Below are 13,084 nucleotides of genomic sequence, written 5' to 3'. Positions count from 1 at the left end.
TGGGCGCCGTCGTCGTCGGGTAGATTGATACGCGGACATTTGAGACCTGGATGACGGAATCCGCAACGACCTCGAGGGAGATGCTGCCCATGGCAAAGATCATCTACACCCACACCGACGAAGCCCCGATGTTGGCCACCTACTCGTTCAAGCCCATCGTCGAGGCCTTCGCATCGACTGCAGGGGTGGAGGTGGAGTCCCGCGACATCTCGCTGGCCGGCCGCATCGTCTCCCAGTTCCCCGACTACGTGGGTGAGGACAAGGCTGAGGCCGATGCTCTGGCTGAGCTGGGCCAGCTGGCCAAGGACCCTGAGGCGAACATCATCAAGCTGCCGAACATCTCCGCTTCGGTGCCGCAGCTCAAGGCGGCCATCGCCGAGCTGCAGTCCCAGGGCTACGCCCTGCCGGACTACCCGGAGTCCCCGGAGACCGACGAGGAGCGCGACATCCGCGCCCGCTACGACAAGGTCAAGGGCTCCGCAGTGAACCCGGTGCTGCGTGAGGGCAACTCGGACCGCCGCGCGCCCGCCTCGGTGAAGAACTTCGTGCGGTCCAACCCGCACCGCATGGGCGAGTGGACCCCAGACTCCAAGACCGACGTCGCCACCATGTTTGAGGGCGACTTCGCCTCCAACGAGCAGTCGATGGTCCTCGAGGCCGAGGACACCCTCACCATCCAGCTGGTCACCGCCTCCGGCGAGACCACGGTGCTCAAGGAGGGCCTGAAGGTCCAGGCCGGCGAGGTCGTCGACGGCACCTTCATGTCCGCCAAGGCTCTGGACGCCTTCCTGGCCAAGGCCGTGCAGGAGGCCAAGGACCGCGGTGTGCTCTTCTCCGCCCACCTGAAGGCCACCATGATGAAGGTCTCCGACCCGATCATCTTCGCCCACATCGTCAAGGCCTTCTTCCCGAGCCTCTTCGAGAAGTACGGCGACGCCCTGGCCGAGGCCGGCCTGTCCGCCAATGACGGCCTGGCCTCCATCCTCTCCGGCGCCGAGGGGCTCGGCGAGGCCGGCGAGGGCATCAAGGCTGAGTACCAGAAGGGCCTGGAGGAGGGCCCGGCCATGTACATGGTCGACGACTCCAAGGGCATCACCAACCTGCACGTGCCCTCCGACGTCATCGTGGACGCCTCCATGCCGGCCGTCATCCGCAACGGAGGCAAGGGCTGGGGCCCCACCGGCGACACTGAGGACACTCTGGCCGTCATCCCGGACTCTTCCTACGCCGGCGTCTACCAGGCCGTCATCGAGGACTGCAGGACCAACGGCGCCTTCGACCCGACCACCATGGGCACCGTCCCCAACGTCGGACTGATGGCCCAGAAGGCCGAGGAGTACGGCTCCCACGACAAGACCTTCGAGATTGCCGAGGCCGGCACCGTCCAGGTGGTCAGCTCCGGCGGCGACGTGCTGCTCGAGCACGAGGTCGAGGCCGGCGACATCTGGCGCGCCTGCCAGACCAAGGACGCCCCCATCCAGGACTGGGTGAAGCTGGCCGTCAACCGTGCCCGTGAGACCGGCGCTCCGGCCGTCTTCTGGCTGAACAAGGACCGCGCCCACGACGCCAACCTGATCGCCAAGGCGGAGAAGTACCTGGGCGACCATGACACCGACGGCCTGGAGATCAAGATCCTTGACCCGGTGGAGGCCACCAAGTACTCGGTGGAGCGCATCCGCCGCGGCGAGGACACCATCTCGGTGACCGGCAACGTGCTGCGCGACTACCTCACCGACCTGTTCCCGATCCTGGAGCTTGGCACCTCGGCGAAGATGCTCTCCATCGTCCCGCTGATGGCCGGCGGCGGCCTCTTCGAGACCGGTGCAGGCGGCTCCGCGCCCAAGCACGTCCAGCAGCTGGCTCAGGAGAACTACCTGCGCTGGGACTCCCTGGGCGAGTTCTTCGCACTGGTGCCCTCCCTGGAGAAGTACGCCGAGCAGGCCGACGCTCCGCGGGCCAAGGTCCTGGCCTCCGCGCTGGACCGCGCCACTGCCACCTTCCTGATGGAGAACCGCTCCCCGGGACGCAGACTGGGCAGCATCGACAACCGCGGCAGCCACTTCTACCTGGCTCAGTACTGGGCCCAGGAGCTGGCCGAGCAGACCGAGGACGCCGGCCTGGCCGAGGTCTTCGGCCCGGTGGCCGAGGCGCTGACCTCCGGTGAGGAGAAGATCCTCTCCGAGCTGACCGGTGTCCAGGGCGGCCAGGTGGATCTGGGCGGCTACTACCGTCCCGACGACGCCAAGGCTTTCGCGGCCATGCGCCCCTCCGAGACCCTGAACTCGGTCATCGACGGCATCAAGGGCTGATCGCTCACTGATCAGGTCTTTCGAAGGCCCGGCTCTCCACGGAGGGCCGGGCCTTCGTCGTCCTCAGGTGCGTAGGATGTGTGCCGATGTGAGCCGGAATGCAGGGCCGCACAGTACAGAGCCGCACAGGGCGAAGGAGAATCAGTGACGCAGCGTATCCACCTGATGCCGGGCGGCGATGAGGAGCTCATCGCAGGTCTGCAGGAGCAGGGAGCAGAGATCGTCGGTGCCGATGAGCGGCCCACCGGCGTGGTGGTGACCAAGATGTTCGCCGGCTTCGACCTGGACGGGCTGCTGAGGGAGAATCCGCAGATCAGCTGGATCCAGCTGCCCAGCGCCGGGATCGAGGAGTACAGCCAGGTCATGGCTGAGCATCCGGGCCGGCTCTGGACCTCCGCCAAGGGCGCCTACGCCAAGCCGGTGGGCGAGCACGGCCTGCTGCTGACCCTGGCCGCACTGCGCATGATCACCCTGCGCGCCCGGGCCTCCAGCTGGGGCGCTGAGGCCGGGTTCTCACTGAACGGCCTGCGCTGCGTGGTGGTCGGCGCCGGGGGAGTGGCCGCAGAGATGGTCCGCCTCTATCAGGCCTTCGACACCCATGTCACCGTGGTCCGCCGCACCGAGGCCCCGCTGGCCGGAGCCGATGAGACCGTGACCTTCGACCGCCTGGACGAGGTGCTCGACGGTGCCGATGTGCTCGGCCTGGCCGCCGCCGTCACTCCTGTCACCGAGAGGATGATCGGCCGCCGTCAGCTCGAGCTGCTGGCGGAGGGAGCCGTGGTAGCCAATGTGGGCCGGGGCCGCCTGGTGGACACTGAGGCGCTGGTCGAGGCGCTGGAGTCCGGCCGGCTGCTCGGTGCCGGACTCGATGTCACCGATCCGGAGCCGCTGCCCGAGGGTCACCCGCTCTGGAGCCTGGACAACTGCCTGATCACTCCTCACACCGCGGACACTATGGAGATGGTGGTGCCGCTGCTGCGCAGCCGCATCCTGGAGAATCACCGGCGGCTGCGCGACGGCGAACCGCCCATCGGCGTGGCCGACCCCATCAACGGCTACTGAGCGTCAGCCGAGGCCGCTGCGGGGCGCTGGCTGATGAATTTCTCCCGCGTTCATCTGCTGTCCGTTGCGGCGTCGCAGTCAGTATCCCTGCGGCGGACATGGTTACAGGCATGCCTTCGAACATCACTGCACCTCACCATGCCCCCGCACCGACTGCTCGCAGCACGGCCCGGCGCCGGCCGCACACCTGGAGGCTGCGCGCCCAGGGTGCCGCTGTGGTCGCCGTCGGCGCCCTGGGGGTGAGCGCCTGCGGCGGTGACGGCGTCCAGGACGGCGTCACCGAGATCGACTTCTACTATCCGATCGCCGTGGGCGGGCCCTTGGAATCGGTGATCGACGGCTATATCGAAGACTTCAACGCCGCGCATGACGACATCGAGGTCACCCCGGTCTACTCCGGGGACTATGAGCAGACCCTGGCTTCGGTGCAGTCGGCCGCCCAGGCCGGCAATGCCCCGGCGCTGACGGTCCTGGGCGCCAATGAGCTGCTGACCATTCACGAGGCCGGCGTGATCACTCCCATCGGCGAGATCGTTGATGACCCGGAGTGGTTCGACAGCTTCTACGAGCCCTTCATGGGCGACTCCACCCTGCCTGACGGCACCGTGGCCTCCATTCCGTTCCAGCGCTCCACAGTTGTCCAGTATTGGAACAAGGATCTCTTCGAGGAGGCGGGTCTGGACCCGGAGGTCGCCCCGGAGACCTGGGATGAGATGGTCGAGTTCGGCGAGCAGGCTCAGGAGCAGGGCGGCGCCGATTGGGGCGTGCAGATCCCCTCCACCACCTGGGGCGTCTGGATGCTGGAGGGCATGACCATCCAGAACGGCTCCATGCTCTGGGACCCGGAGATCGGCACCGACGTCTCCTTCGAGGATGAGGCCACAGTCACCGCCCTGCAGAACTGGGCGGATCTGCAGGAGCAAGGCATTGAGCCCCAGGGCACAGTGGACTGGGGAACCCTGCCCACGGAGTTTGCCGACGGCGGCACCGCCATCGCCTGGACCACAACCGGTCAGCTGAGCAACATCGCTCAGAACGCCGACTTCGACTTCGGCGTGGCCCCGCTGCCTGCCCAGGAGCAGGCCGGATCGCCCACCGGAGGCGGGAACCTCTACGTCATGGAGGGCATCTCGGAGGAGGAGCAGGAGGCCGCGGTGGAGCTGGCCCGCTACCTCTCCAGCCCGGAGATCCAGACCGACTGGGGCGTGGAGTCCGGCTATGTGGCCCCAATGGACGAGGCCTGGGAGATGGAGCCGCTGGCTGGGCATGTGGAGGAGTTCCCGCAGGCCGGCGTCGCGCGGGATCAGCTGGACGTCGCGGAGCCGGAGTTCGGCACCTACCGCCGCCAGGAGGTCTTTGACGTGATGGCCAACGCCATCGAGGACGTCATGGGTGGCGCCGATGTCCAGGAGTCACTGGATCAGGCCCAGGAGCAGGCGGATCAGATCCTCGAGGAGTACCGCTGACCCGGTTTAACCCCTCGTTCACCACGTCGAAACCAACCGATCTCCTCGCTTAGGTACGTTCTGTCCCAACAGGGCAAGAAGTTGGGACAAAGCGTCCAGGAGGTTCAGTGTCGGCAGTCGATCTCATAGGGGTGCATAAGGCATTCCCGGGCAGGCGTGGGGAGCAGGTCGAGGTCCTCCGCGGCATCGACGTCACGGTGGAGCAGGGCGAGTTCCTGGCCATCCTGGGTGCCTCGGGCTGCGGGAAGTCCACGCTGCTGCGGCTGATCTCCGGGCTGGAGATCGCCTCCGGAGGCGTCATCGCCATCGACGGCGAAGAGGTCACCGGGGTCCCGCCGGAGCAGCGCAGCCTGGCCATGGTCTTCCAGAACTACGCGCTCTTCCCGCACCTCAGCGTGAAGGAGAACGTGCTCTTCGGGCTGAAGTCCCGCGGGGAGCCCCGTGCGGTCCAGCAGGAGCGGCTGGCCGAGACTGCCGGCCTGCTGGGGCTGGAGGAGCTGCTGAGCCGCCGTCCGGCCGAGCTCTCCGGCGGTCAGCGCCAGCGGGTGGCGCTGGCTCGCGCACTGGTCTCCGGCCAGCAGCTGATCCTCATGGATGAGCCGCTGAGCAACCTGGATGCCAAGCTGCGCGCGGAGATGCGGATCGAGCTCAAGCGCATCCAGCGCCAGCTCGGCCTGACCATCGTCTACGTCACCCATGACCAGGTGGAGGCCATGACCATGGCCGACCGCGTGATGATGCTCTCCGAAGGCCGCATCGAACAGCTCGCGACGCCGGAGGAGCTCTACCGCGCACCGGCCACCACCACAGTGGCCCGGTTCATCGGCTCACCTCCGATGAACATCCTGGACGTCGACGCCGAACGGGCCGCCGCCCTCGGCGCCCCGGAGGCGGTCAGCCTGGACGGGGGATCGGTGGGAGTCCGTGCCGAGCACCTGCGGGTGCTGCAGCCCGCCGCCCCGGAGAACGGTTCGCTCAGCTTGGGCGAGGGGACTGTGGAGGTCAACGAGCTGCTGGGCGCAGACCGGATCCTGACCATCGGCCTGGAGGGTCAGCGCGTGCTGGTCCGGGCGGATCCGGAGCTGGACCTGGCGGTGGACTCCGCCGTGGAGCTGGCTGCCCGGCCTGAGCACCTGCACTGGTACGACCACACCACTTCTGAACGCATCACACTCGAGGGGACACGATGATTCAGCGCAGCAGCACCCGCAGCACCGCCGCCCGTACGTCTGCCGCCCGCGCCTCCCGCCCGCTGCGCGGACTGAGCCTGGCCGCAGTCGGCGCACTGGCGCTGAGCGCCTGCGGCGGCGACGGCGGCGAGGACGGCGTCACCGAGATCGACTTCTACTATCCGATCGCCGTGGGCGGGCCGCTGGAGTCGGTCATGGACGGCTATATCGAGGACTTCAACGCCGAGCATGACGACATCGAGGTCACCCCGGTCTACTCCGGGGACTATGAGCAGACCCTGGCTTCGGTGCAGTCGGCCGCCCAGGCCGGCAGCACTCCGGCGGTCACCGTGCTGCTCTCCACCGACGTCCGCTCCCTGGAGGACTCCGGGCTGATCGCCCCCATCGGGGAGATCGTGGATGACCGGGAGTGGTTCGACAGCTTCGATGAGGGCTTCATGGCCAACTCCACACTGGACGACGGCACGGTGGCCTCCATCCCGTTCCAGCGCTCCACCATCGTCATGTACTGGAATCAGGAGCTCTTCGAGGAGGTGGGCCTGGACCCAGAGGCGGCCCCGGAGACCTGGGATGAGATGGCCGAGGCCGGTCAGCAGGTCCAGGACTCCACGGAGGCATCTTGGGGGGGGTGCAGGTTCCCACCAGCTCATGGCTCTTCGAGGCCATGGCCATCCAGAACGATGTCCTGCTCGACGACGAGAGCGGCACCGAAGTCCACTTCGACGATCCCGGGACCGTCACCGCCCTGGAGAACTGGACCCAGCTGCAGGAGGACGGCATCCACCCCAGCGGCAATGTGGACTGGGGCACGGCCCCCACCGACTTCGCCAACGGGGACACTGCGGTGCTGTGGCACACCACAGGCTCGCTGACCCAGATCAATGAGAGCGCCGACTTCGACTTCGGCGTGGCTCCGCTGCCCGCCCAGGAGCAGCCCGGCGCCCCCACCGGCGGCGGAAACCTCTACATCATGGAGGACATCTCCGAGGAGGAGCAGGAGGCGGCCGTGGAACTCACCCGCTACCTCTCCAGCCCTGAGATTCAGGCTGACTGGACGGTGCAGTCCGGCTATGTCCCGCCCCAGCAGGAGGCCTGGGACGAGGAGGTGCTGGCCGACTACTCCGAGGAGTTCCCACAGGTGGAGGCGCTGCAGGAGGCCTCGCAGGATGCCTACCGCGAGTACGCCCCCTACCGCCGCTCGGAGATCGTCTCCACACTGGACAGCGCCCTGGAGTCGGCGCTGGACGGCAGCGCGTCCTCGGAGGATGCCCTCACCGGTGCCCAGGAGAGCTCCGATGAGCTGCTCGAGGAGTATCGATGAGCGTGACCCGGGAGAGTCCGGCCGCCGAACGGGCGATGGCCAGACAGGCCCGCGGCGATGCGATGTTCTCCTACGCCGCGCTCATGCCGGCCTTCATCATCCTGGTGGGCTTCACCGTGGTGCCCTTCCTGCTCTCGGCCTGGCGCAGCGTCCAGGACCGCGGGGGAGAGTTCAGCACGGAGAACTACCAGCGGATGCTCGACGACGGGGTCTTCCACCAGGTGATCAGCAACCAGCTGATCTACACCCTGGTCACCGTGCCGGTGACCATCGCCGTCTCCCTGGGACTGGCGGTCCTGGGTGCCAAGGTCCTCCGCGGCAAGGCCATCGCCAGGGTCTCCTTCTTGGCTCCGGCTATGCTCCCCACGGTGGCGGCCGGCGCGATCTGGCTGTACTTCTACCAGCCGAACTTCGGCATGCTCAACGCTGTGGCCAACGCTCTGGGTCTGCCCGGGATGAACTGGCTGGGCTCATCGGAGACTGCGCTGAGCGCGATGATGGTGGTGGCCGTCTGGCAGCAGGCGGGCCTGTTCGTGATCTTCTATCTGGCCGCGCTGCTGAGCCAGGACCCGCAGCTGCGTGAGGCGGCACGGATCGAGAGGACACGGCCGTGGACCTTCTTCCGCCGGGTCACCTGGCCGCTGCTGATGCCCACCACGCTGTTCGTGGGCGTCATCGCCACCTCCAACTCCTTCAAACAGGTGGACCTGCTCTTCGTGATGACCCAGGGAGGGCCCAGCGACTCCACCAACCTGATGCTCTACTACGTCTGGGAGACCGCCTTCGGTCAGTTCCGCCAGGAGTATTCGGCCGCGATCACCGTGCTGCTGGTCATCATCCTGATGGTGATCGCCGTGGCGCAGATCCGTCTGCTGGACAAGAGGATCCATTACCGATGAGGGGATCGATGACTGAGAGCGCACAGGCCACCTGGGGCGACCGGGCCATGGTGTACCTGGCCTGGGGCGCGGCCCTGGTGTGGGTGCTGCCGCTGCTGCTGGTGCTCGTCATGGCCTTCCGCGAGTCGGCCACCGATATGAGCATCCTCAGCGGATGGACGCTGGACAACCTGACCCGCGTCTGGAATTCGGCGGACTTCGAGCTGTTCTTCCGCAACAGCTTCATCCTGGTGGTCGCGCTGACCCTGACCCAGATCGTGCTGGGCGTGCTGGCGGCCTATGCCTTCGCCCGCTTCCGATTCCCGGGCCGCGATGTGCTCTTCTTCGTGGTGCTGGCCCAGCTGGTGATCTACCCGGAGATCATGATCTCGGAGAACTTCTTCATGGTCTCCCGGATGGGGTTGGACGATTCGCTGCTCGGCGTCGGGCTGCCCTATGCGGCCAGCGCCTTTGCGATCTTCCTGCTGCGCCAGGCCTTCCTGACCGTGCCCAAGGAGCTGGTGGAAGCCGCGGTCATGGAGGGGATGGGCCGGCTTCGAGTGCTCTGGCGGGTCTTTCTGCCGCTGTGCCGCTCCACTGTGGCAGCCTTCGCGATGGTCTCGGTGAGCTTCCATTGGAACAACTTCCTGTGGCCGATGATCTCCACCCGCACCAATGAGGCCCGGCCGGTCACTGTGGGCGTGGTCCGCTTCATGGCCCCGGAGTCAGGGATCGACTTCGCCGCGCTCACGGCGGGCACCTTCATCATCGTGACTCCGCTGCTGATCTTCTTCCTGGTGATGCAGCGCCAGTTCGTGCAGAGCTTCATGCGGTCGGGCATCAAATGAGCACACCTCAGAGGGACACAGGTCAGAGGGGCGCCATGACGGTCATGCTCTCCGTGGAGCTGCGCGAGGACCGCAGCGGCAACCGGTATCTGGGCGCTCCGGTGCCCACCTCGGTCATGGCACCGTGGCGGCAGACCTTCCGCGCTCAGGTGGGGGAGCAGCGCTCCGCACTGTTGGAGGATCATAAGCGCACCCGTGACGGCGACGTCGGCAGCCCACCCGACCCCGGCAGCCCACCCGACCCCGGCAGCTCGCCCGACGTCGGCCCCGAGCACCACATCACCCTGGTCACCCCGCCGGAGCTGGAGCAGCTGAGCGCCCTGCCGCAGCAGCTGCCCGAGGCGCTGGAGGTGGAGCTGATCGGACTGGGCACCGTCCAGGACGGCGAGGCCGAGTCCTGGTTTGTGGTGGTCGAATCCGATCAGGCCCAGCAGCTGAGACGGCAGCTGGACCTGGGCCCGCATACCCTGCATGTCACCGTGGGCTTCGCATCCCAGGACATCCACCATCTGCCCAAGGACCGCTCAGCCCTGGTGGCGGCGCAGCCAGGTTCTGGAGCCGCCCTATCTGCCCAGACCACCCAGGCCGCACCGCCCGAGGCCCCAGCCACGTCTCAGGCCGGGCCGAACTCGCCAGCGCTGAACTCTTCTGTGCGCGTGCGGATCAGCTCCGGGCTGGGCTCTCTGCAGCCCAGCGAGCAGCGGGTGGCGCGTTTCGCCCTGGAGGAGCCGGAGCGGGTCGTGGAGTCCACCGCTCAGGAGCTGGCCGATCTGATCGGCGTCTCCCGGACCACTGTGGTGCGCACCTGCCGCAGCCTGGGCTGCACCGGCTATCCGCAGTTCCGGGTGGCTCTGGCTCGGGAGGCGCCGGCCGCAGGGGAGCCCGAGCAGCGTGAGACCGGCCTGCGGGCTGAGGCCCGGCACATCGTCGAGGGTCTGCACCATGTCTTTGATGCCGTCCGTGACGAGGAGGCCCAGCAGCTGGTGGACCGGATCGCCCGGGCTCACCGGGTGCTGGTGGTGGCCAACGGACAGTCGGCCCCCTGCGCGATGGACCTCTCGCTGCGGCTGACCGCCGCCGGACGTCCCGCCGAGTTCCTGGCCGACGCCCTGGCCCAGCAGGTGGCCGTTCGGCTGTTGGGGGAGCAGGACCTCTGCTTGGCGATCTCCTCCAGCGGGGTCAACGACATCACCCTGCGCACGCTGCAGGCGGCCCGGGAGTCGGCGGCGCATCTGATGCTGATCACCTCCCAGGAGGAGTCTCCGGCTGCGGAGCTGGCCGACAGCAGCCTGATGCTGGTGCCGCCGCCGTCGAGCTTCCTGGAATCTCTGCAGGAGCTCTCCCGACTGCACTACACCCTGGCGGTGGAGGCGCTGGCTCAGCAGGTCCGGCTGCGGGTGGGCGCCGCCGCCCAGCAGGCGGTGGATGTGCTGGCGGAGAACATCATCGACTGATCCGCACCGGAGGCCGTGGCATACTGCGATCTATGGCACATATCCTCAGCGTCGCCGGCACGACTCCGCAGATCGGTCAGGGGGTCTTCCTCGCCCCCACCGCCAGCATCACCGGAGATGTGGTGATGCATGACAGCTCCTCCGCCTTCTATGGTGTCTCCGTGCGCGGAGACACCGACGCCGTCGAGGTGGGCGCGGGCACCAACCTCCAGGACAACGTGGTGCTGCACACTGAGGCCGGAGCGCCCACGGTGCTGGGCCGTCGCGTCTCGGTGGGGCACAACGCCGTGGTCCACGGCGCCCGGGTGGGCGATCACTGCCTGATCGGCATGTCTGCCACCGTCCTGAACCGTGCGGTGATCGGGGAGGAGTCGCTGATCGCCGCCGGAGCTCTGGTCACCCAGGGGATGGAGATCCCGCCGCGCTCGCTGGTGGCAGGGGTCCCCGCCAAGGTCCGCCGCGAGCTGACGGAGGAGGAGGTCGCCCACCTGCACCGCAATGCGGAGACCTATCTGCGCCTGAAGGAGGAGCACCTCCACGCCGAGGAGGTCTGAGGCCTCCTGAGGCATATCGTGCCGGCCTCTCAACGGCAGCTCTGTCTGAGGAAACATCCTGCGCCACTGCCGCGGATGATCAGCGCGAGCTTTGGGGCGGCGGGTAAGACCCGTCTGGGGTGTGCGTCTCGTGGCCGGTGGTCGGCGGGGTGAAGATGCACAAGCCTTCCAACCGCGTGCGCGCGTAGAGCGTGTGTCGGTCGGGGTTGTCCAAGACATAGAGAGCCCCCGGGTCTGAGCTCGTGAGTCGTTCCCATGGCGTGGTTGGTGAGTATCCCTTCACCGCGGATGCAGTAGACCGTCTCGATGCGGTGCAGGTACTGCGATTCCAGGGTGGTCTCGGGTGCCAAAGCGGTGTAGTGCACCGAATTCCGAGTCCGTGGTCGAGGAGTATCGGACGGCGGCTGATCCCTCCTGCTCCCTGGGTGATGGGAACGTCTCTGTCCGAAATGTGGAGTGCGTCTGGATTTCAGGTTCTTTCTGATGCTCAGTGGGAGCTGATCGCAGATCAGCTCCCGAAGTCAGCCGAACCTTCAGCAGACCCTTCCCTTGAAGGTCTGCCATACTTCTGATGTGGACACCGAGCCCACTGTCAGAAGCCACCGTATTTGAACGCGCATCGCCTGCGGGCGCGCCTACCTGCCCGAGCAAGGCGAGTGTCACACAGCCCTCCGCCACCGGACAGGTCTTACGGGACGCGCCCTGTCTGCCTGTCTTCAACGTTTCAGGTCAGGGGCGGGTGTGTTCGGTGGGGATTCCTTGACGGGCTCCTGACCTGGTGTTCTTGAGGCTGACCCAGACGTCATCGGAAGGCCGGTATCCGAGCTGGGTTTCGGCGTCGCTGTAGCTCGCCTTTCGGTAGCGGTTGGCGGAGATGCCGTTGACCACGGTGAATCCCTCAACTGGCCCCTCCACGGAGGCGCGCACCAATTCTGCGCAGTCCTCGGGACTTAACCATGCCCCGAGGTCACGCGCGGTAACGTCTGGTCCAGTCGGAGGTTCTTCGGCGAAGTAGCCGATCCGCATGGCGACCACCTCAATCGGCGAGACAGATGTCGCCCAGGAACCGATCGCTTCAGCCCATGCCTTGGTGGCGCCGTACAAGTTGGCCGGTCGCGGCGGGTCACCGGCACGGACCTGAAAATCAGCCGGATAGGCGGACACCGCCTGCAGACTACTAGCGAGCACGAGACGTCGTGTCCGTAGGGCCATCGCGGCGCTAGCTACGTTGTGCGCACCGATTACATTGCCCGGAAGCAAATCATCCCATTCCGCATCGGGACTTGGTACGCCAGCCAGGTGGACGACCGCATCGACCTCGGCGAAAGCAAAACGGCAAGCTGAAGCATCGGTCACATCCAGTTCTTGACACCCCGAACCCGCAATATCCGTGGCGACTATATCCCAACGCTCCGAAAGGCGATCTGTGACCGCGACGCCAATGCGCCCCGCGGCACCAGTAAGCAAAACCCGACGCTTCTTTGGCATAGTAGACATACTACGCACCCTTAGGAGCGCCCGCGGGAAGAGTTGTTCCGCTCGCGGATAGCGCTGGCAGTGCACCGAGTACGGGGGAATGCGTGATGATCTGCCCATGGGTTTCGACTGATGTCAGAAATGACCGTTGATGAGATGGAGCCTTTGCCGCTGATCAGCCTGGGGGCGCTATGAACGATCGACCACAGGGGCTCCTGGTGCTGCAGCATTGCTGCATCGAGTCATCGCCTGGACCAAACATTTATCGGACACGCTCTAAGTCCTCAGCCTCGTGATTGCCCTCAGGAAAGACCTCCTGCCCAAGCAGCAGGTTTACGGCCAGGGTGCCACCGAATTCATCGCACATCTTCTGAACGGTGCGCACCGGAGCGCCGCTGGTGTTGGGTTGCCCCCGGAAGTAGGTCCACGCGTTATGCGGGCCGCGGTTTCTTCAATGGGTACAGATTTCAGCATACTCAGCCGGGCTGCGGTACCCGAGCGCTGAGTGGCGCCGGATGGTGTTGTA

9 protein-coding genes and 2 pseudogenes are annotated in these 13,084 nt (G+C 66.6%); 9 read left to right on the top strand and 2 right to left on the bottom strand.

The annotated features are described in order from the left end of the window. Window positions 1-89 precede the first annotated feature (89 nt). From IEW85_RS08645 to IEW85_RS08600, 9 genes and pseudogenes are all read left to right on the top strand, one after another. On the top strand, window positions 90-2,309 hold the full coding sequence (locus IEW85_RS08645) for an NADP-dependent isocitrate dehydrogenase (protein WP_188684728.1): 2,220 nt from the start codon (window positions 90-92) through the stop codon (window positions 2,307-2,309). A gap of 144 nt (window positions 2,310-2,453) precedes the next feature. Next, the gene (locus IEW85_RS08640) at window positions 2,454-3,371 is read left to right on the top strand and encodes an NAD(P)-dependent oxidoreductase (protein ID WP_188684727.1); all 918 of its coding nucleotides are present in this window, start codon (window positions 2,454-2,456) and stop codon (window positions 3,369-3,371) included. Between the two features lie 110 nt (window positions 3,372-3,481). After that, window positions 3,482-4,837, top strand: coding sequence for an ABC transporter substrate-binding protein (locus IEW85_RS08635; protein ID WP_188684726.1), 1,356 nt, complete (start codon window positions 3,482-3,484; stop codon window positions 4,835-4,837). A 131-nt stretch (window positions 4,838-4,968) separates the two neighbouring features. Beyond that, complete coding sequence (locus IEW85_RS08630) at window positions 4,969-6,027, top strand: ABC transporter ATP-binding protein (protein ID WP_229658919.1); 1,059 nt, start codon at window positions 4,969-4,971, stop codon at window positions 6,025-6,027. Continuing rightward, window positions 6,024-7,087: pseudogene (locus tag IEW85_RS14730) on the top strand (ABC transporter substrate-binding protein); the annotation flags it as partial. The gene IEW85_RS08630 and the pseudogene IEW85_RS14730, both read left to right, overlap by 4 nt. A 257-nt stretch (window positions 7,088-7,344) precedes the next feature. After that, the gene (locus IEW85_RS08615; RefSeq protein ID WP_188684723.1) at window positions 7,345-8,247 is read left to right on the top strand and encodes a carbohydrate ABC transporter permease; all 903 of its coding nucleotides are present in this window, start codon (window positions 7,345-7,347) and stop codon (window positions 8,245-8,247) included. Between the two features lie 8 nt (window positions 8,248-8,255). Further along, a complete protein-coding gene (locus tag IEW85_RS08610) occupies window positions 8,256-9,074 on the top strand; it encodes a carbohydrate ABC transporter permease (protein ID WP_229658918.1) in 819 nt (272 codons plus the stop codon). Between the two features lie 35 nt (window positions 9,075-9,109). After that, the gene (locus IEW85_RS08605; RefSeq protein WP_188684722.1) at window positions 9,110-10,528 is read left to right on the top strand and encodes a MurR/RpiR family transcriptional regulator; all 1,419 of its coding nucleotides are present in this window, start codon (window positions 9,110-9,112) and stop codon (window positions 10,526-10,528) included. A gap of 32 nt (window positions 10,529-10,560) precedes the next feature. After that, on the top strand, window positions 10,561-11,082 hold the full coding sequence (locus IEW85_RS08600) for a gamma carbonic anhydrase family protein (protein WP_188684721.1): 522 nt from the start codon (window positions 10,561-10,563) through the stop codon (window positions 11,080-11,082). Window positions 11,083-11,161: 79 nt separating this feature from the next. Here IEW85_RS08600 and IEW85_RS14725 read toward each other — a convergent pair. Together IEW85_RS14725 and IEW85_RS08590 are read right to left on the bottom strand one after the other, a co-directional pair. Next, window positions 11,162-11,447, bottom strand: a pseudogene (locus tag IEW85_RS14725) (ectoine synthase). A gap of 364 nt (window positions 11,448-11,811) precedes the next feature. Next, complete coding sequence (locus tag IEW85_RS08590; RefSeq protein WP_188684717.1) at window positions 11,812-12,570, bottom strand: NAD-dependent epimerase/dehydratase family protein; 759 nt, start codon at window positions 12,568-12,570, stop codon at window positions 11,812-11,814. Between the last annotated feature and the right edge of the window lie 514 nt (window positions 12,571-13,084).

The sequence above is a fragment of the Nesterenkonia cremea genome, from assembly GCF_014642675.1.
Lineage (GTDB): Bacteria > Actinomycetota > Actinomycetes > Actinomycetales > Micrococcaceae > Nesterenkonia > Nesterenkonia cremea.
This window is presented reverse-complemented; position numbering and strand designations above follow the sequence as displayed.

Excerpts from the sequence above, each read along its gene's own strand:
- IEW85_RS08645 (WP_188684728.1), top strand. The coding sequence starts at position 90 with ATGGCAAAGATCATCTACACCCACACCGACGAAGCCCCGATGTTGGCC.
- IEW85_RS08635 (WP_188684726.1), top strand. The coding sequence starts at position 3,482 with ATGCCTTCGAACATCACTGCACCTCACCATGCCCCCGCACCGACTGCT.
- IEW85_RS08615 (WP_188684723.1), top strand. The coding sequence starts at position 7,345 with ATGAGCGTGACCCGGGAGAGTCCGGCCGCCGAACGGGCGATGGCCAGA.
- IEW85_RS08610 (WP_229658918.1), top strand. The coding sequence starts at position 8,256 with ATGACTGAGAGCGCACAGGCCACCTGGGGCGACCGGGCCATGGTGTAC.
- IEW85_RS08605 (WP_188684722.1), top strand. The coding sequence starts at position 9,110 with ATGACGGTCATGCTCTCCGTGGAGCTGCGCGAGGACCGCAGCGGCAAC.
- IEW85_RS08600 (WP_188684721.1), top strand. The coding sequence starts at position 10,561 with ATGGCACATATCCTCAGCGTCGCCGGCACGACTCCGCAGATCGGTCAG.
- IEW85_RS08590 (WP_188684717.1), bottom strand. The coding sequence starts at position 12,570 with ATGCCAAAGAAGCGTCGGGTTTTGCTTACTGGTGCCGCGGGGCGCATT.